Here is an 18,189-nt window from a genome sequence, read left to right as displayed (position 1 = left end):
TCCTTTTCTCCTTTATTAGTCTGGTAATACAACATTCAAAATGTCAGCAAAGATATAGGTAAGTCCAAAACTTAACACCACAGAAACCGCCACAATCAAAGGCAGTTTACTGACATTAAAGTTCATCAAACTAAATCCAGATAAAACCAAGAAAGCAAATGTCACCATAGAAAAAGAGAAGCCGCCGATATTTAGAAGCAGCAAATAAATGAAAAAACTAATAAAAAATACAATTGCAATCGCATATTGCCCCCTCTTTCTAGCCTCTACATTTTGACTCAGAGAAAAGCGTTTCATCGATCTAATCAAGGAGATCAGCTTTAAGCTAGATAAAAACAACATAATATAAGCTATGTACTGGGGCACGCCTGCAGGCCCTAACGGATCATACTCAGGACCAGGAAGCGACATCGAGCCAAGTAGTATCAAGCCTCCGGTCGCCATAAATAACAGCACACATAAAAAATCACTCACGGAGACAGTGTTAACCCTATTCATACTTAACCTCTACGCTCGGTATGTTGGTAATGGTGAACGATCTTGGAGAGCGATGGTTTCTCTCATCATTGACTCTAATAGACGATTTTTTTGATCGTTATAATTAGGATCATTCCACACATTATTTATTTCTAATGGATCATTCGTTAAATCGTACAATTCACTCCAGCTTTCATTATGCCGTATCGACATCCGCCACCCCTCTTCCACATAGGTTCGGATTCGCTGAGGTTTATCAAAGCCAATTATAGATCGCTGACTGTCTTCTTCGATAATCAGGCCTTGCCTTTTAATTGAATTAGAAAATAAATTATACCCTTGAATGCCTATATAAGGCTGAATTCCCGAATGCTCTAGGATGGTTGGGGCAATATCAATACTACTGCGAAGCTGTCTATCGACTTTCCCCTGTGCCTTATCCCTTGGGTCAAACCAAATAAAAGGCGTCCTAATCAGGCCTTGATAATGCATCAATAGCTTTAACATCATTCCATGGTCTCCCATGTAATCACCATGATCTGAAGTAAAACAAATTATCGTATTTTCATCTAATTTCAGCTCTTTTAATTTCTTTAAAACTCGACCAACAGCGTCATCAATCATGGTAATACTGCCATAAGTTAACGCTGTAATTTCTCTCGCTTCGCGTTCAGTAACCGCAAAAGGATCTTGTCGAGAGCGTCCTCCAAGATTTTCTTTCAATGCCTTTCTTAATGCCTGTAAAGGAGGAATATTTCCCAGACCAAATGAGGGCGGTAAAGGAATATCATCAGGGTTATACATGTCCCAATATTTTCCTGGTGGAGTAAAAGGGTGATGAGGATCAGGAAACGACATGGTCAAAAAAAGGGGGTATCTTTATCGCATGCTTCTAGAAAGTCCTCACATTCGGCCGCAATATAAGTCGTCGAATAAAGTTCTTCAGGGATACGAGTACGCCATGCTTGGGGAGCATCATAACGATCATCAGGGATAGCATTCTCTTGACCTCTTAGCAAATCCGCATCAGGGCATTGATTCTTTAACCAAACATAATAATCACCCGTTACTAAATCGGCATGATCATTGGCAATTTTAACGTGATCGAAACCATAAAAAGGGGTCTTGGTGCGAAAAGTTTCATCTTTTTCCCATTGTCGTCTATTTTCTTGTTCATAAGGTTCACCGGTTCTCTGCCTTTTGTTTGCTTCACGTAGATTTTTAGGCGGTTGCACCAAGCCTGCTACCGGTTCATGTTTTATCGATGCCGGTAACCCTGTCATATTTTGTATATGAGACTTACCAATCAATGCGGTTTGATAACCTTTCCATTTAAGCAATTCAACAAATGTGGTCGAATCTTTTGAGAGTGGAATACCATTATGGCGAACACCGTGTAGGCTTGGCATTCTCCCTGTCATAATACTCGCGCGATTACACATACAAATAGGGTTCGCAACATAGAATTTTTCAAAGCGCGTACCCAGGTTCGCAATGCTGTCTATATTCGGTGTTTTGACAATTTTATTACCGTAACAACCTAAATGATCCGCACGATGCTGGTCTGTAATAATAAATAGGTAATTTGGTGCCTGTGCCATGTCAGTCATCCTGTCATAGTCAAATGATAATTGAGAAAGAGGAAAAACAATGACTGATACAAGTAAACAATCAGTCATTGATAAAAAGAATGGTTATTTCTTAACAACATCCGATAAACGAATGTAGGAATCCGCCAATCGGTTCAGCAATTGTTCTCCAGTAAAGAAACCCGCTTCTTGCCCTCTTGAGTGAATATCGCTAATCAGTTGCTCATCTTTCATGACAGTATCAAAGGCATTAGAAAGGGTAGTTACAACCTGTTCAGGCACATTTTTAGGGGCATACCAAACATTATTCAGACAAGAAATAACATCATACCCAAGTTCCATTGCTGTCGGAGTATCAGGCAATTGTGAGTTTCTTTCTGCCCCGTAATAAAGGAGCCCTTTTAGTTTAGGATTTTTTGCAACCGGAGTGGCGACCAATACGGTAGTTTTAGTGTGATTGCCTAAAATAGAAGCGATTCGTTTAGAACCACCACCCGCATTAACATAACCAATTTTTACTCCAGCTTCTTTGGAGAGCATTTCAGTTGTAAAAAATGCAGCACTGCCTATCAAGGTAGCTTCTTTTACACCATTTGGTTGCGCTTTTGCGGCAGATATCCAATCTTCAGCGGAATCAATCCCGCTGCCATCGGCTGTAACCGTTAACAAGCACGTATTATTTGTCTCTGCGATAGGCGTAAAGTCTTGATAATTAAATTTTAACTTGCCATTTATTTCATTGGTCATCAATGTTTGATGAATATACATCAATGAATAACCATCGGCTTTGGCGGAATGAGCCTTCCTGATCCCCACAGTAGCACCACCACCAGGTACGTTAACGACAACCATAGGTTGAGGTAAAAGCTTCAACTCTTCTATTCGATTAATAATCAATCGAGCAAAGACATCACCTTGACCACCAGCAGCAAAAGGAATAATCACTCTTATCGGCTTTGAGGGGTAGTCAGCACTTAAAGCCGCGCCAGAAAAGGCCATAAGAGAAATACTGATTGCACTTAATACTGATTTGGTCATAGATAACATCTTAATTTCCTCAAAGTTAGACCAGATGATTAACTATTCTTGTAATAGATAATGCTAAATCCGACCTGCTAATTATTTTTGTATTTTTAGTATACCCAGACCTTTCATATTGTATAATGATTAATAACATTCAATATATTACAAAATGATATGAATATTGATCCTAGACACCTAATACAACTGGCTACTATTGTTGAAGCTGGATCCTTTCAAGCGGCGGCAGATTTACTCGGTCTGACACAACCAGCCATCAGTCGAAATATCAAAAAACTTGAAGAAAGACTAGGAGAAACCCTTTTTGACCGCTCGGAACGTTCTGCCAAAGTCAACGAACTTGGTTTAAAACTTGCTCGACAAGGGATGATTATCAAATCAGCAGAATCTACAGCTAGCTCTTATGCTGACAGTATATACAAGGGTGAAACAGGGACGATTAATATTGGCACGCCTCCCACCATTGCCCATTCTTTAATTGCAGAAATACTTGGCCGTTTTTTAACTGCGCATCCTGAAGTTAATGCAAAAATACGTATCGGTATGGTGCATGAACTACGCAGTTTACTTATTCAAGGCCAAGTCAATATTGTCATTGGACCTATCAGTCTAGCCGACCAGATAGATCAATTAATCGCAACCGACCTTATCAATGATAGAGTCGGTATTCTTTGCAGCAGTAATCACCCTTTAACCCATTACAAAAATATTACTCCTGAAATTTTAGAAGCGCAAAGATGGGCTCTTCACTCACCTGGAAGCTTATTAAGGTTTCAAACGGAACATGCTTTGGCAAGTTTTGGACTTAGGGAGCTAGATATTGCTTTAGAAACGGATTCGGTCGATGTCGCATTTCAAGTCGCTAGACATTCAAACATTATTACCACCATGCCTATTTTTCTCTCTCAAACTCAACTAGCCATTGGTGGCTTGGCATTTCTAGATATTGATAACCCTCTTTTCACTCGCCCTATTGGGTACATTCGAAGGGTTTCTAAAACGCCTACCAGAGTAGAAACAAAATTCATTGAATTTCTTAAAGCACAATTGGATAAATAAGTGTGTCATTTATCGCTTTCCTTAAGCGACAGCCCTGTAAAATAGCAAAATGTCATTATCCCAGACCTAGCTAGTCTATTAAGACACCAACCGATAACACTCGACCTTAGCAATAAGCTAATTAGCCACTCAGAAAATTCGATCAACAAAAGCAAACTAATTTTACCTTTGAGCTAACGTCAGTAAATCGTCAACATAAATCAATTATATTGAATCAATTAATCAAGTTTAGCTCGGAGTGATGCAAAAGCGTCCAATTTACTTAAACTAGCCATCAGTATTTTTAGATAATCCATTATAAAAATGATTACTTGGTAAGCTATGAATTTAATAAATCATTACAAAAACACGACCACTCAGTTTGGTTGGATAACCATAATTATCCATTGGCTTCTTGCATTCGTCATTATTGGCCTATATTTTTTAGGCGATTATATGATGGGGCTCACCTACTATGATTCTTTTTATTCTCTTGCACCAAAGATACATGAAGCCTTAGGAGTAGCCGTTCTTTTACTTATGCTATTCAGGGTAGTTTGGAAGAAGCTAAATGCCTCGCCTAACCCTCCCACAACAAATTCAAATCTCATCAATAAAACCAGTAAATTAGCGCATTTATCTCTGTATTTAATCACTTTTTTGATTTTAATAACTGGATTATTAATTTCGTTTTCTGGTGGACAAGGGCTTGAAATCTTCGACTGGTTTACCATTCCAGGCCCCGCAGAACTATTTGAAAACCAAGCCACTCTCGCTGGCGAAGTTCATCGCTTAACGGCGTTAGCTTTAATGGTGCTTGTCGCTTTACATACTTTAGCCGCTCTAAAACATCACTTAATAGATAAAGACACCACATTGAAAAACATGTTGGGCGTCAAGGAGAAATAATGAAAACACTACTAAAAAGTACGTTATTAGCCACTATGATAGCTGGTAGCACCATCGCTAGTGCAGCAACCTACGTAATCGACGATTCTAAAGCTGGGGCTCATTCTCAAATTGATGTCAAAGTCTCTCACCTTGGATTTAGCTGGGTTAAAGGTCGTTTTAATAATTTCGAAGGCACATTTGAATACGACAAAAGCAATATAAATGATTCGAGCATCAACGTAACCATTAATACGACAAGCTTCGATTCTAACCAAGCGAAGCGTGACAAGCATGTGATGAGCGCAGATTTTCTAGACGCAGGTAAATACCCAACAGCAACATTTAAAAGTTCAGACATTAAAGGTTTAGGTGATGACAAAGTGTCTGTTACAGGTGATTTAACACTACACGGTGTTACTAAAGCGATTACATTCGATGCCACTTTAATTGGTGAGGGCAAGACACCTTGGGGTGATTATCGTGCAGGTTTTGAAGGTAGCGTAGATCTTAAATTTGCTGATTTCAACATTGATGGCTCTCAGATTGGTACTGAAGACTTCACTGTAAACATGTTTTTTGAAGGGGTAAATAAAGATTAAGATAACCCTAGGAAATTAAAATAAATATTGATAAGCGATGTTTTTTGCTTATCAATATTTTCAATAAGTTACTCAATAACAGTATTAGGCCGCCTCTTCCGAGTGACTAGAGCCTGAGTCTGATAAACGAATCAAGTGATCGAAAGCAGCCAATGATGCGGTTGCGCCAGCTCCCATCGCGATAATAATTTGCTTATAAGGCACTGTAGTTGCATCTCCTGCAGCAAATACACCATCAACAGATGTTGCCCCTCTGGCATCAATTTCAACTTCACCTCGATTACTTAATGCAATGTCACCTTTCAAAAAGTCTGTATTAGGCAATAAACCGATTTGTACAAAAATACCCGCTAATTCAATCTCATGATTATCACCCGTTAAACGATCTTGATAAGTCATGCCTGTTACACGATTCCCATCCCCAATGACTTCCGTTGTCATCGCATTCTTAATAATAGTGACATTCGTCAAAGAATTGGCTTTACGAATCAAGACATCATCGGCTCTTAACGTGTCAGTAAATTCAAACACAGTCACATGTTCTACGAGACCAGCTAGATCAATTGCCGCTTCAATACCTGAATTACCTCCACCAATGACAGAGACTCTTTTCCCTTTAAACAGAGGACCATCACAATGAGGGCAGTACGCCACACCGCGACCACGGTATTCTTGCTCACCAGGAACATTCATTTCTCTCCATCGAGCACCAGTAGCAATAATTATCGAACGACTCTTTAATCTAGCACCGCTTGCTAGTTCAATTTCTATCAGTCCGCTCCGCGATTGATCGGCAGGAATGACTTTTTGTGCTCGCTGATTTTTAACAATATCCACATCGTAATCTAATACATGTTGTTCAAGATTTGCGACCAGTTTAGGGCCCTCAGTAGCCTTAACAGAAATAAAGTTCTCAATGGCCATCGTATCGCTCACTTGCCCACCAAAGCGTTCTGCCACTACACCGGTGCGGATACCTTTACGTGCAGCATAAATCGCAGCGGCCGCACCTGCAGGACCTCCTCCCACGACTAAAACATCATAGGCGTCTTTTTCAGATAAACTGGCCGCTTGTTTTTCACTGGCCTCATCATCAACTTTATTAACAATGTCTTCTAGGCTCATACGACCTTGACCGAGCAATTCACCATTCAAGTAAACCGCGGGTACTGCCAAAATATTTCGCTCTTCCACTTCTTTTTGAAAAAGCGCTCCATCAATCATAGTGTGTTTGATCTTTGGGTTGAGAATTGACATCAAATTCAGTGCTTGAACCACTTCAGGACAATTCTGACAAGATAAAGAAATGTAGGTTTCAAAGGTACATTCTCGGTCCAACGCTTTAACTTGATCTAAAATAGCCTGCGCCTCTTTCGCAGGATGGCCACCGGATTGCAATAATGCCAGAATTAATGAGGTAAATTCATGCCCCATCGGAATACCTGCAAACGTCACTCTTGGCTCACTCCCAGTCGCCCCGACGCTCATAGAAGGTATTTTTTTAGCTCTATCATTTGTTTTTGTTAAGTTAATCTTCTCTGACAAAGAGGCGATATCCTCAGCAAGGCTTAACAACTCTTGAGATTTTGCCTTTTCATCCACATTCACTTTTACATCAATCGGATTAACTAATTTTTCTAAGTAAGCGTTTAATTGAGTTTTAATCGTTGCATCTAACATGTGTTATTCCTCATATTCTGTCGTTTGTCATTTGTCGTTAACGAATTCCGCAAATTCATTTCAATCTGCAGAGTAATTCACGCCTTAATCAATACATTCATATTAATAAAAACAATCTAAATAATGAAATTGATAGTTTTAATGATATGAATACAAAAAACCTATTGCCATTAAAGAGAAGTCGAAAGACAGCCAAATTTAAAACGCAAACCGATTGAAAAAAGTTCTGAACGCAAAAAAGCCAACACGGAATGTTTTCCATGTTGGCTGCTCTGTCACGCATTAACGGTTAGAAACGTTAGATTTTACCGACTAGATCCAAAGAAGGCGCTAGTGTCTCTTCTCCTTCTTTCCATTTAGCTGGGCATACTTCACCTGGGTGAGCAGCAACGTATTGCGCCGCTTTTACTTTACGCAGTAGATCTTCTGCGTCACGGCCAATACCTTCAGCCGTAATTTCCATTGCTTGAATAATTCCATCTGGATCCACTAAGAAAGTGCCTCGATCAGCCAAACCTTGATCTTCACGCATCACTTGGAAGTTACGTGTGATAGCACCAGTAGGGTCCCCAATCATTGTGTATTGAATTTTACCAATGGTATCAGAAGAATCATGCCACGCTTTATGAGTGAAATGCGTATCCGTTGATACAGAATAGATTTCAACTCCGCGCTTTTGGAACTCTTCATAATGATCAGCAATGTCACCTAACTCTGTAGGGCAAACAAAAGTAAAGTCAGCTGGGTAAAAGAAGAATACCGCCCACTTGCCTTTTAAATCAGCTTCAGACACTTCGATGAATTTGCCCGCTTTAAAAGCAGAGGCGTTAAATGGCTTAATTTCAGTATTAATTAAAGACGTTGTCATGATTGTTTCTCCAATTGAGTTAACGATTCTAAAAGAAAGTAACGAGTGTTTTCTTGATCTCGCTTCAACAAGAGACATATTAAATAAAACAATTAAAAAAACAAAATTAATAGTTCATATCACTCTAATAAATCTTTCCTATCAGCTAGAACACACACGTCATAAGAAGTGAAGTTCAAACAACACAGCCTAAAATGAATTCCCTTAAAAAAGTTTTTTAAGAAACATCAGGCAAAAAAAACGAGCTCAAATGAGCCCGTTTTTTTACAATACTGATCAATCCTGTTTTTTCTCTATCCGATAAGCATGCAACAACGGTTCAGTGTAACCCGACGGCTGATCTTTCCCCTTAAAGACCAAATCACATGCCGCTTTAAATGCAATGCCATCAAACGTTGGAGACATTTTTTCGTAATGTGCATCTGCAGCATTTTGTCCATCGACAATTTCAGCCATCCGCCTTAAAGACGTCATGACTTGTTCTTCTGTACACAATCCGTGTTCCAACCAATTAGCCAGATGCTGAGAAGAAATTCTTAAGGTTGCTCTGTCTTCCATCAAACCAACATTATTAATATCTGGAACTTTCGAACAGCCAACGCCTTGATCAATCCAACGCACAACATAGCCTAAAATGCCTTGTGCATTATTATCCAATTCAAATTGAATTTCTTCAGTCGTTAATACATCATCCTTTTTCAGCAACGGAATATGTAAAATATCATCTAAACGTGCTCGTTCTCGGCTCGCCAGTTCGCGCTGCCTCTGTGCAACATTGACGATATGATAGTGTGTGCTATGCAAAACAGCGCCATTTGGAGAAGGAACCCATGCCGTATTCGCACCCGATTTTGGATGACCAATTTTTTGCTCTAGCATCGCCGCCATTTCATCGGGCATCGCCCACATGCCTTTACCAATTTGCGATTTACCAGGTAAGCCACACTCAATACCTACATCAACGTTCCAGTCTTCATAAGCCTGAATCCACGCTTGCTGCTTCATTTTAGACTTCGCTACAAAAGGCCCAGCCATCATAGACGTGTGAATTTCATCACCAGTACGATCTAAAAAACCCGTATTGATAAAGACAACGCGCTCTGACGCAGCCCGAATGCATTCTTTCAAGTTCACGGTTGTGCGTCGTTCTTCATCCATAATACCGACTTTTAACGTGTTTTTAGCCAGGCCCAAAGCGCTTTCAATTCGCTCAAATAACTCGACGGTAAAAGCCACTTCTTCAGGTCCATGCATCTTAGGTTTCACAATATTAACACTGCCTGCACGACTATTTTTGAGCTTACTAAGTCCTTTTAAATCATGCATGGCCGCAAAAGCTGTGATCATGCCATCCATAATGCCTTCAGGAACTTCATTGCCCTCTTTATCTAAAATAGCTGGATTGGTCATCAAATGCCCGACATTACGCACGAACAACAGGCTTCTTCCATGTAAAGATAATTCAGATCCATCCAATGCCGTATAAACACGATCCTCATTTAATGTACGAGTAATGGTCTTATCACCCTTTTTAAAGGATTCAGACAAGGTACCTTGCATAAGCCCAAGCCAATTACGGTACACTTCTACTTTATCTTCCGCATCCACGGCCGCAACAGAGTCTTCACAATCCATAATGGTAGTAACGGCGGCTTCAACTAATAAGTCCTTTACACCTGCGGCATCTGTTTGACCAATCATATGAGTATGATCTATTTGAATTTCAATGTGCAATTCATTATTTTTCAGTAGGATAGATGATGGAGCTAATGGCTCACCTTTGAAACCTAGACATTTCTCAGGTTCCGCCAAAGCCACTTCATCGCCATTTGCTAACATCACAATTAGAGACGCATTTTTAATTTTATAGGCCACGGCATCTTTATGCGAACCTTGTACTAAAGGAGCGGCATTGTCTAAATGCTGACGCGCAAACTCAATGACTTTTGCTCCGCGATCAGGATTATAAAAAGCACTCTTTTCTGCACCCTCTGTTTCTGGAATAGCATCTGTACCATAAAGTGCATCATACAGGCTGCCCCAACGCGCATTCGCGGCATTGAGTGCAAAACGTGCATTTTTTACTGGTACAACTAATTGAGGACCGGCTTGTAAGGCGATCTCAGAATCAACATTCTGAGTACGGATTTTAAAGTCAGCACCTTCTGCAACCAGATAGCCTATTTCTTTTAAGAAGGCTTTATACGTCTCAGAATCGTGTGGCTGACCTTTGCGATCAATATGCCATTGGTCTATTTGCAATTGAAAATCATCACGTTTTTCAAGCAATGCTTTGTTTCTAGGCATGAAATCAGTAATGATGGCTTCAAATTGAAACCAAAAATGAGATGGATCAACACCTGTATTAGGTGCTATTTCTTCATTTACCAGCTTCCACAATGATTCAGAGACTTGTAATCCACCCTCTTGAATACGATCAGACATACACCTCATCCTTTTATTAATTGTTTAAATTTCACAAATGACCATATTGAGATTCTACAGTATCAAATAAGTATAAAGTGAAACATTTGTATCTATAGACTTATATTGTCTGGGTTTGATCAAAAAAACAATAACGCATCTTGCTTAACATGCATAGAAGGGGGCGTTTTCTGCCTTTCTCTAGCAAATGCTAGACTATCGAATATTCATTTAGTGTCTTATAACAACAATCAAGCTAAAGATGAAAGCGCCTTTAGACCCTGTAAAGCGCTATCCGCATCCTTTAAGGCAACAAAAATGTGGTCATGATAATAGGCGGCTACAACGTTGGCACTGATGTTTAGCTCAGTGAGTTTTGTAGCAACGGCCGCCGTTAACCCAACCGCATCAAGACTAGAGTGAACATTTAAAGTAATGCATTTAAACACGCCTTGATAAGTGATATTGAACTCATCAGCGATCGATTTTTCAAGAATAACGGTCAATCCCTCTTCTTCGTGAAAGGTTCCCATAGGCGTTAATTTTGTTAGCAACTCCAATGAAGGCTCAGATAATGTGCCGTAAATAAATTCTTTATCTAACAACACGGGAGTCATAGAAGAGATCAGCTTTTGTAAGTTTTTTTCACCAGACATAACCTATTTTCCTTTTGAAATAGAGAACATTATTTAGACAGTTTCAAACCCACCACACCAACAAATATTAAAAGAAAGCAGCCTATTTGTTGAAGAGATAAGGGTTGATCAAAGAAGTAATGATTAATAACAGAAATACTTGTTGCTCCTACAGCCAACCATACAAGATAAGCATGACTAATAGGGATGGTTTTTAATGCCATTGAAAACAACAGCAGGCTAAATGCCATTGAGATAATCGCAATAAGTACATAGGGGAATTTAGTAAAGGATTCGGATTTCTGTATACCAACTAGCCAGCCAGCTTCAAGGATTCCTGCTATAAATAGAATAAACCAAGACATGACTCTACCCTCTGTCAGTATAGGGTCGTCCCTATAAAAAAAGAGTAGAGCGGTGAGGTCGTCCTCACTTCAGTAACCTTCATTATATTTGAAAGTCTAGCGTTTTAAAACAGGCCCAGTAAAAAACAACTTGCCAATAATCAACAGACCTCAAAGGTTCTATTCCATTAATAGCACCGCCCTACCGATATGTTATTGATACCACCCTATCTAACAGCAGCAGGCAACGATCATTTTAGCGCCCTTATCGGGCAATCTTATTCATCGGCACTTTCCACCAAATTCGCATAGAAACCTCCTTCTTTAATCAAAGATTCATGCGTCCCCTTTTCAATAATTTCACCTTGATCGAGTACGATAATTTGATCCGAATGTTGAATGGTGCTGAGTCTATGGGCAATAGCAATAACGGTTTTTTCAGCAAAAACATGGTCTATTGCACGTTGAATCATATTCTCTGTCACGGAATCCACGGAACTGGTAGCTTCATCTAATAAGACAAGGTCACTGCCACTGGCCATGGCTCGCGCAAATGCGACTAACTGGGATTGACCTGCAGACAAGTTACTACCGTTGGCCGATAAAATAAATTGATAACCATTTGGTAGTTTTTCAATAAACTCATCTGCATAAACATATTTTGCCGCCTCTTTAATTCCTGCGTCAGTGATTCCTTCTCGCTGTAAACCTATATTAAAAGCAATGCTTTCACTAAATAGATACACTTCTTGCTGCATAAGAGAAAAGAAATTATTGACCAACTTTTTAGGTATGTCTCTTAACTCAACACCATTCAATCTAATGCTGCCTTCGTATTCTCTATAGGTTTTTGTGAGCAGGCGCAGAATCGTTGATTTGCCAGATCCAGTACTACCCACTAGGGCAATTTTATCGCCTTTATTTAAGGAGAAAGTGACGCCTTTTAAAACATAAGAGCCTGACTCTGAGTAGCGAAAATGAACATTTTCAAATGCTAAAGAATTAAAGCTCTCAAGCTGTGACTCCATTTCTCTCATATCAGCTTGAGATAAGGACTCTTCTTTATTATCTGTCTCTAATGGCTGATCGTATAAAGATTGAATGTTTTGCAAAGCGGCTAATGCTCTTTGAATAGAAGCAATTTGAGAGGTAAAATCTCTTATTGGCACAAAAATTTTATCCAGGGTTTGTATAAAACCAATTAATACCCCCACAGATAAGGCCGCCGCTAAAATTTCATGGGCACCATACCAAATAATTAACCCCATACTAATCGTAGTAATACCTTCTATGATGGCAAATAACCCAGCATCGATTAGATTTGAGCGAGATTGGAAGCGATAGAAGGCCAAAGTAAAGAGGTTAAAACGTTTCTGAGTTTCTGCTTCTGCATTATACAGCTGTACTGTTTTTATGCCTTGTAAGCTTTCTTGTAGATAGCCCGTACTTTGCGAAAGCACCCGTCGAGACGACAGTTGTGATTCATGTAATAAGCGTCTTAATACAGTCGTTATCCAATAAATTGGCGGTGCGATGATCAAGGTAACTAATGTTAACTGCCAGCTGATTGTCGAGAGAAAAATCAACAGTGCCACAGTAATAAGAACATCCCTCACCATAGCGAGTACACCCGATGCGAGGGATTCATTTATTGCCTCAAGGTCGCTGGTCAAACGAGTCAGAACAGAACCCATTGGGGTCTTATCAAAATAGCTTCTAGGAAAATTAAGAACGCGATCGAACATATTTAATCGCATGTCTCGCATACTAAATAACGCGGCTTTTTGAACAAAGTATAGATAGCTTGAGCTGGCAATATAATTCACAACTAAAACACAAGAAATTAAAAGCAGCCAAAATCCCATGCCTTCCCATTTTTGCCCTACTAACTGTTCGTCAACAATTTGAATGATTAACCAAGGAAAGGCCACGCTGCAAAATACTGAGATGGGGATGGGCAAAAAGCCCAAAAGATAAAGGTTTTTATAAGGTAAAATAAAGGGTGAAAATTGATTCCAATATTCTTTTAATGACAGTGTTGAGATTTTTTTAGACTTAGACATTTTTCTCCTCCTCAAGGGCGCCCGTTTGGAGAAACTGCCAAGTTTCACGGTATAAATTCGATGTTTTTAGTAATTCTTCATGGCTCCCAGTAGCAATAATTTCACCCTTTTCTAATAACAGTATGTTATCTACTCGCTCTAAGACAGCCTGACGGTGAGACACTATCAAACAACTTTTTGCCTGTGCATGGTTAAATATTTGATCTAATAAAAAACGCTCTGTGTCGTTATCTACGGCAGAAAGTACATTATCTAATACCAAAAGATTAGCCGGTGTAAACAGGCCTCTTGCGAGACTAATACGCTGTTTTTGACCTCCAGATAATAAGATCCCTTTTTCACCTACTAAAGTTTGGACCCCATCAGGAAAGGTTTTTACATCTTTTTTCATGGCACTTTGTGCTAATGCCATGTCCATAGTTAAACGAGTTTTCGCCGCTTCCGATCCAAATCGTATATTATTTTCTAACGTATCGGAAAAAAGAAAGGGCTCTTGTGTAATGGTTCTAATAACCGAACGTAGTTCTTTTCGAGACAGTTGGGTAACATCATACCCGTCAATAAAAATACTATTTTCAGGCGTTTCATAAAAACGGTTCAAACAATTAACTAAGGTCGTTTTGCCACTGCCTACTCGTCCCAAAATAGCGACCTTTTCACCCGGTTTAATATCAAAAGAGAGATTTTTCAACGCAAAACCATTATTTTTATCCGCATTATTCTCTGATATTTTGTCAGAGTTTCCATCCATAGATTTAGGATAAGCAAAGTTTAAGTTTCTAACGGACAATCCTTTTGAAAATAACATGTGTTGGTCAAACGATGCCTTTTCAGATGGCGACAATGTGTTTTCATCTATAATCGTTTGATTCAAAATTCTCCCCATACTTTTTAAACTCACCATCCCCATCTGAACAGTAGAAATTAATCGGCCTAACGACATAAATGGCATGGCTAACAAGCTGGCATAAGCAAGGAAGGCGGTAATATCCCCTAGAGAGAGTTCAGATTGAACCAAATACCAACCACCAACGCCTAAGATAATGATCTTTAATACGGACTCAGTGAACTCAAGAATAGGCATAATGAAAGTACGAATGCGTAGCTGCTTTAAGGACACCTCCAAGATATCATCATTACTTCGATTAAACTTAGCTAAGGCCCACGGCTGTATAGCATTGCCTTTAATGACTTCTACGCCATTTAAAAAGGTAACGGTTTGAGTCGATAAGTTTTGTAAATATCGCATTCTTTGGGAAAGCAACTTCCTCATGGTTGCGATGGCGTAATTCACAATTAAAAAAGACACCAACACAGGCGCAAGACAATACAGCATCAGACTCGGGGAAATCTGCCACATTTTTATTGGGGTCATTGAAAGAGTAAAGAAGATGTTAAACACATTCATCATCCCAACACCGGCCATGGCTCTAATACCATTAATATCATTATTAACGATGGAGATTAGGCCTCCAACGGGATGTTTACCATAGAAGTGTTGTTGAGATTGAGTTAATGTTTTAAATGCATCATTTTTAAAGTCTTTTTCTACTAACCGACCCGGATTAAAAAAGAGCATCCTTGACGCCGTTCGACTCAGCATTACACAGAAAGCAAAGCCAATAACCCAGTAGATTTTTTCGATCAAGCTTTCGTAATCACTGGTTTCATTACCATCAAGCAAATCGACACTTTCACCTAAATACACTGGAATGGTAACGGCCAATAAATTGGTAATAAACAAACATATAACCCCCAATAAATAAGAGTATTTATGCTGTAAAGCATAGGAAAAAAACAAACGTAATTCGTTCAAAACAATGAACCTATTAGCTAAAAAAAGAAGAAAAATAAAGTATACACGCTTAGCAACAGTGAAAAATGCATCTAATAATAATTTTCATTATGTGTTTATGAGTGAATGAAGAAAGGCCGTCATACTTTTTAGGCATAAAAAATCTAGGAGAAGCTTGCCTTCATCCTAGAATAGAGAAGACTCATTAATAGTAAGTAATGACTAACTAAATACTATTCTGAGGCAATGATATAGCAGTCAGGCGCTGAAAAGTGTGTATTCCTTCGACATTGATTAATGGCTTTTTTCTGTGCCATCAGTTCCGTTGATGCAATCCCCCCTAGGATACCACTGGCATTACCTGCTATTGCCTTATGCCCTCTTTGTTTTTGATAATAATCAAAATGCGTTACATCAGGAAAACCAATCACTTCTGGAGGGTAAAGTGATAAATCTATAGGCTCTTCTAGACTGGCTTCAAAATGCTCAATGTTACATCCGATTTCTACTTTAGCATAAGCGTGGCATAACCTTAGCGCTTCAGAAAAAGCCAACTCTTTAGTCAGTTTTTCATCAGAGAAACCCGTCGCAAGTAATTTTCCACCTTGTCGATAGGTCGCAAAGGCCTTATTACCGTCTTGATCTTGATACTGGCGAAATTCTCTTGCCGCCCAAGGTATCGTTTGTAACTCTAGCCTAAAGCCATCAGAGAGCTGAATACTTTCTAACTCACTCTCCTGAAATGATAATGGAGTGTCTAAAACACTACACGCTACTAATGAATTTGCCATCAATACATTCACAAACACAATCTTTGTGATTAATGATTTTTTAACCATGATTCTTCCTTGCTTATCCCTAAAACGAACAATTGAGATTCATCTCTCAATAGATTAAATTTACAACGAAATAAAAATAATTAAAAGAATATTAATTAGCAAATAGGGTGTTATTTAAACAAAAAATGAGAGACTTACTATCAATACGCTCTTACTCCAAAACGCCGCGTCAGCACAAGCATGCGTATCATCAATTAGTATTACCGCTACAGGGGTTTATTGAAATTGCCGTAGAGGGGGAAGTGTGCTTGGTTCGTTTAGGAGAGTGTTGTGTCATTAAGCGTGATCAAAATCATTCTTTTAAATCAGATGAAGCGTCTCGTTTTATTGTTGCAGACTTAGAAAATTTACCTTTTCATTTTATAAACAATACTGTCTACGTATTCTCTATTTCATCTCCATTAAAGTCCTACCTCTATTTTTTAGACAGCCAATTACAGCATCGTGTCAATCATGAAGTAGAGCAACACAGCTTAGATTTGTTTAAATTATTACTAGAAAGGCAGAACTTAGACCATCATAAAGACATCCGAATTGAAAAAGTATTACATGCAATACAGCAAAATCTCTCCCATAAATGGACTCTTAACGAGTTTGCAAATCTTGCTTGCTTAAGTTTAAGCCAATTTAAAGCGGTCTTTCAACGTAATCTAGGAATGTCTCCAATGCAATATTTAACGAAAGCACGAATGGAAAAAGCACAGGCACTTTTAGTTCATACAGACACTCCCTTGTCTATCATTGCGGAATTAACAGGCTTTAGCGATGCCTCTACTTTCGGGAGACGTTTTAGTCAATATTTTGGTCAACCGCCACAAACCTACTCTAAAAAACGCAATCTCAGGTAAATAATTGCAGCCTTCAATACCTATACAAATGTCAGTACATTCATTCAAATAAATCCTCAACAATAAATATCGGCTTTATCAACTTCAACATCGGCTTTTGAGACTATTTAATTGATTTTCTATCGATACAATCAATCTATTCATTTTTGAGGATTCTATTGTGTCTACTTTTTTAGGTGTATTGGCTTTGGTACTTTGGGGACTTCTAGCTTTGTTGGGTACCTTAACGCTAGCAATACCTGCTTTTCAGTTATTATCTATGTGTTTTCTGATTTCAGCTTTTATTATGATTTTAAAACGCTTAATTCAAAATAAACCTTTATTCACTTTGCCTTCTCTAACAGCTGAACAATGGCTAATTGGCATCGTTGGCCTCTTTGGTTTTCATTTCTGCTATTTTATGGCATTAAAATTCGCACCGGCTATTGAAGTCAGCCTAATTGTTTATTCTTGGCCATTACTATTAACCTTGTTTGTGGCCACAAAAACCTCACGACTCAGTGCTTTGGTTGGCGGTTTTTTGGGATTCTTCGGTATTGCTTTTATCATTTTAAAAGACAATCAAATCAATATTGAAGATGAGTTCATCTGGGGATATTTATTATCTATTATCTGTGCTTGCATATGGTCGGGATATTCTTGGTTTCTAACAAAATCAAATAATGAAGTAGAAGATGTTGGTTGGCTTTCTTTAGGCGTCGCCCTTCTGGCTCTTGTATCTCACCTTCAGTTTGAGACCGGTCAATGGGATTTAACATGGACACAATGGTTAGGGGTTGTATTACTTGGGCTGGGACCTGTTGGTGGCGCCTTTTATCTTTGGGACATAGGTTTAAAGTATGGTAACCAGACGTTATTGGCCTCATTAAGCTTCAGTACCCCGGTGTTATCGTCCTTTATTCTTTCCGCGGCAGGGTTAAACCCTTGGTCTTTTAATATTGTCATCGCGTTAAGCTTAATTGCTATTGGTGCCATTATCGCCAATAAAAACCTGTTGGGATTTTTACAACGAAAGCAAATACGTTTCTAGATTCATGCTCACCTTTACACTCGATACA

The 18,189-nt window shown here is 38.9% G+C and carries 17 protein-coding genes; 5 read left to right on the top strand and 12 right to left on the bottom strand.

The window, feature by feature from the left end:
• Nucleotides 1–15: 15 nt before the first annotated feature.
• The 4 genes from O1D97_RS16470 to O1D97_RS16460 form a co-directional block, all read right to left on the bottom strand.
• The gene (locus O1D97_RS16470; RefSeq protein ID WP_269127256.1) at nucleotides 16–498 is read right to left on the bottom strand and encodes a tripartite tricarboxylate transporter TctB family protein; all 483 of its coding nucleotides are present in this window, start codon (nucleotides 496–498) and stop codon (nucleotides 16–18) included.
• A gap of 9 nt (nucleotides 499–507) precedes the next feature.
• Complete coding sequence (locus O1D97_RS19685) at nucleotides 508–1,335, bottom strand: sulfatase family protein (RefSeq protein WP_330221507.1); 828 nt, start codon at nucleotides 1,333–1,335, stop codon at nucleotides 508–510.
• 2 nt (nucleotides 1,336–1,337) lie between these two features.
• Nucleotides 1,338–2,078 carry a sulfatase-like hydrolase/transferase gene (locus O1D97_RS19680; RefSeq protein WP_330221502.1) on the bottom strand — a complete coding sequence of 247 codons (741 nt, stop codon included), beginning with the start codon at nucleotides 2,076–2,078 and terminating at the stop codon, nucleotides 1,338–1,340.
• Between the two features lie 93 nt (nucleotides 2,079–2,171).
• Nucleotides 2,172–3,104 carry a tripartite tricarboxylate transporter substrate binding protein gene (locus tag O1D97_RS16460; RefSeq protein ID WP_269127255.1) on the bottom strand — a complete coding sequence of 311 codons (933 nt, stop codon included), beginning with the start codon at nucleotides 3,102–3,104 and terminating at the stop codon, nucleotides 2,172–2,174.
• Nucleotides 3,105–3,263: 159 nt separating this feature from the next.
• On the opposite strand from O1D97_RS16460, the gene O1D97_RS16455 reads away from it, so the two are divergent.
• The 3 genes from O1D97_RS16455 to O1D97_RS16445 all read left to right on the top strand — a co-directional run bounded on the left by O1D97_RS16455 (nucleotide 3,264) and on the right by O1D97_RS16445 (nucleotide 5,635).
• Nucleotides 3,264–4,166, top strand: coding sequence for a LysR family transcriptional regulator (locus tag O1D97_RS16455; RefSeq protein ID WP_269127254.1), 903 nt, complete (start codon nucleotides 3,264–3,266; stop codon nucleotides 4,164–4,166).
• A 321-nt stretch (nucleotides 4,167–4,487) separates the two neighbouring features.
• Nucleotides 4,488–5,054, top strand: coding sequence for a cytochrome b (locus tag O1D97_RS16450; protein ID WP_269127253.1), 567 nt, complete (start codon nucleotides 4,488–4,490; stop codon nucleotides 5,052–5,054).
• A complete protein-coding gene (locus O1D97_RS16445) occupies nucleotides 5,054–5,635 on the top strand; it encodes a YceI family protein (RefSeq protein ID WP_269127252.1) in 582 nt (193 codons plus the stop codon). The genes O1D97_RS16450 and O1D97_RS16445 overlap by 1 nt, the downstream gene beginning before the upstream one ends.
• An 84-nt stretch (nucleotides 5,636–5,719) precedes the next feature.
• Here O1D97_RS16445 and ahpF read toward each other — a convergent pair whose 3' ends face one another.
• The 8 genes from ahpF to O1D97_RS16405 all read right to left on the bottom strand — a co-directional run bounded on the left by ahpF (nucleotide 5,720) and on the right by O1D97_RS16405 (nucleotide 16,283).
• The gene (ahpF, locus tag O1D97_RS16440; RefSeq protein ID WP_269127251.1) at nucleotides 5,720–7,315 is read right to left on the bottom strand and encodes an alkyl hydroperoxide reductase subunit F; all 1,596 of its coding nucleotides are present in this window, start codon (nucleotides 7,313–7,315) and stop codon (nucleotides 5,720–5,722) included.
• A 298-nt stretch (nucleotides 7,316–7,613) separates the two neighbouring features.
• Entirely contained in the window at nucleotides 7,614–8,183 is a 570-nt protein-coding gene (gene ahpC, locus O1D97_RS16435) for an alkyl hydroperoxide reductase subunit C (RefSeq protein ID WP_269127250.1), read from the bottom strand.
• Between the two features lie 276 nt (nucleotides 8,184–8,459).
• Entirely contained in the window at nucleotides 8,460–10,628 is a 2,169-nt protein-coding gene (locus tag O1D97_RS16430; protein WP_269127249.1) for a malate synthase G, read from the bottom strand.
• A gap of 230 nt (nucleotides 10,629–10,858) precedes the next feature.
• Nucleotides 10,859–11,263 carry an ACT domain-containing protein gene (locus O1D97_RS16425; protein WP_269127248.1) on the bottom strand — a complete coding sequence of 135 codons (405 nt, stop codon included), beginning with the start codon at nucleotides 11,261–11,263 and terminating at the stop codon, nucleotides 10,859–10,861.
• 29 nt (nucleotides 11,264–11,292) lie between these two features.
• On the bottom strand, nucleotides 11,293–11,607 hold the full coding sequence (locus O1D97_RS16420; RefSeq protein ID WP_269127247.1) for a DMT family transporter: 315 nt from the start codon (nucleotides 11,605–11,607) through the stop codon (nucleotides 11,293–11,295).
• Nucleotides 11,608–11,864: 257 nt separating this feature from the next.
• A complete protein-coding gene (locus O1D97_RS16415) occupies nucleotides 11,865–13,649 on the bottom strand; it encodes an ABC transporter ATP-binding protein (RefSeq protein ID WP_269127246.1) in 1,785 nt (594 codons plus the stop codon).
• A complete protein-coding gene (locus O1D97_RS16410; protein WP_269127245.1) occupies nucleotides 13,642–15,465 on the bottom strand; it encodes an ABC transporter ATP-binding protein in 1,824 nt (607 codons plus the stop codon). The genes O1D97_RS16415 and O1D97_RS16410 overlap by 8 nt, the downstream gene beginning before the upstream one ends.
• Before the next feature lie 212 nt (nucleotides 15,466–15,677).
• Nucleotides 15,678–16,283, bottom strand: a complete 606-nt coding sequence (locus tag O1D97_RS16405; protein WP_269127244.1) for a hypothetical protein — start codon at nucleotides 16,281–16,283, stop codon at nucleotides 15,678–15,680.
• A gap of 125 nt (nucleotides 16,284–16,408) precedes the next feature.
• On the opposite strand from O1D97_RS16405, the gene O1D97_RS16400 reads away from it, so the two are divergent.
• Together O1D97_RS16400 and O1D97_RS16395 are read left to right on the top strand one after the other, a co-directional pair.
• Nucleotides 16,409–17,131, top strand: coding sequence for a helix-turn-helix domain-containing protein (locus O1D97_RS16400; protein WP_269127243.1), 723 nt, complete (start codon nucleotides 16,409–16,411; stop codon nucleotides 17,129–17,131).
• Between the two features lie 160 nt (nucleotides 17,132–17,291).
• Complete coding sequence (locus tag O1D97_RS16395) at nucleotides 17,292–18,161, top strand: DMT family transporter (protein ID WP_269127242.1); 870 nt, start codon at nucleotides 17,292–17,294, stop codon at nucleotides 18,159–18,161.
• Nucleotides 18,162–18,189: the final 28 nt, after the last annotated feature.

Origin of the sequence: Marinomonas phaeophyticola (genome assembly GCF_026966905.1) — a bacterium.
Lineage (GTDB): Bacteria > Pseudomonadota > Gammaproteobacteria > Pseudomonadales > Marinomonadaceae > Marinomonas > Marinomonas phaeophyticola.
Note: the sequence above shows the minus strand (reverse complement) of the source record. Positions and strands in the feature narration are given on the sequence as shown.

Coding starts and splice junctions, on each gene's coding strand:
- O1D97_RS16470 (WP_269127256.1), bottom strand. CDS start 498: ATGAATAGGGTTAACACTGTCTCCGTGAGTGATTTTTTATGTGTGCTG.
- O1D97_RS19685 (WP_330221507.1), bottom strand. CDS start 1,335: ATGTCGTTTCCTGATCCTCATCACCCTTTTACTCCACCAGGAAAATAT.
- O1D97_RS19680 (WP_330221502.1), bottom strand. CDS start 2,078: ATGGCACAGGCACCAAATTACCTATTTATTATTACAGACCAGCATCGT.
- O1D97_RS16460 (WP_269127255.1), bottom strand. CDS start 3,104: ATGACCAAATCAGTATTAAGTGCAATCAGTATTTCTCTTATGGCCTTT.
- O1D97_RS16455 (WP_269127254.1), top strand. CDS start 3,264: ATGAATATTGATCCTAGACACCTAATACAACTGGCTACTATTGTTGAA.
- O1D97_RS16450 (WP_269127253.1), top strand. CDS start 4,488: ATGAATTTAATAAATCATTACAAAAACACGACCACTCAGTTTGGTTGG.
- O1D97_RS16445 (WP_269127252.1), top strand. CDS start 5,054: ATGAAAACACTACTAAAAAGTACGTTATTAGCCACTATGATAGCTGGT.
- ahpF (WP_269127251.1), bottom strand. CDS start 7,315: ATGTTAGATGCAACGATTAAAACTCAATTAAACGCTTACTTAGAAAAA.
- ahpC (WP_269127250.1), bottom strand. CDS start 8,183: ATGACAACGTCTTTAATTAATACTGAAATTAAGCCATTTAACGCCTCT.
- O1D97_RS16430 (WP_269127249.1), bottom strand. CDS start 10,628: ATGTCTGATCGTATTCAAGAGGGTGGATTACAAGTCTCTGAATCATTG.
- O1D97_RS16425 (WP_269127248.1), bottom strand. CDS start 11,263: ATGTCTGGTGAAAAAAACTTACAAAAGCTGATCTCTTCTATGACTCCC.
- O1D97_RS16420 (WP_269127247.1), bottom strand. CDS start 11,607: ATGTCTTGGTTTATTCTATTTATAGCAGGAATCCTTGAAGCTGGCTGG.
- O1D97_RS16415 (WP_269127246.1), bottom strand. CDS start 13,649: ATGTCTAAGTCTAAAAAAATCTCAACACTGTCATTAAAAGAATATTGG.
- O1D97_RS16405 (WP_269127244.1), bottom strand. CDS start 16,283: ATGGTTAAAAAATCATTAATCACAAAGATTGTGTTTGTGAATGTATTG.
- O1D97_RS16400 (WP_269127243.1), top strand. CDS start 16,409: ATGAGAGACTTACTATCAATACGCTCTTACTCCAAAACGCCGCGTCAG.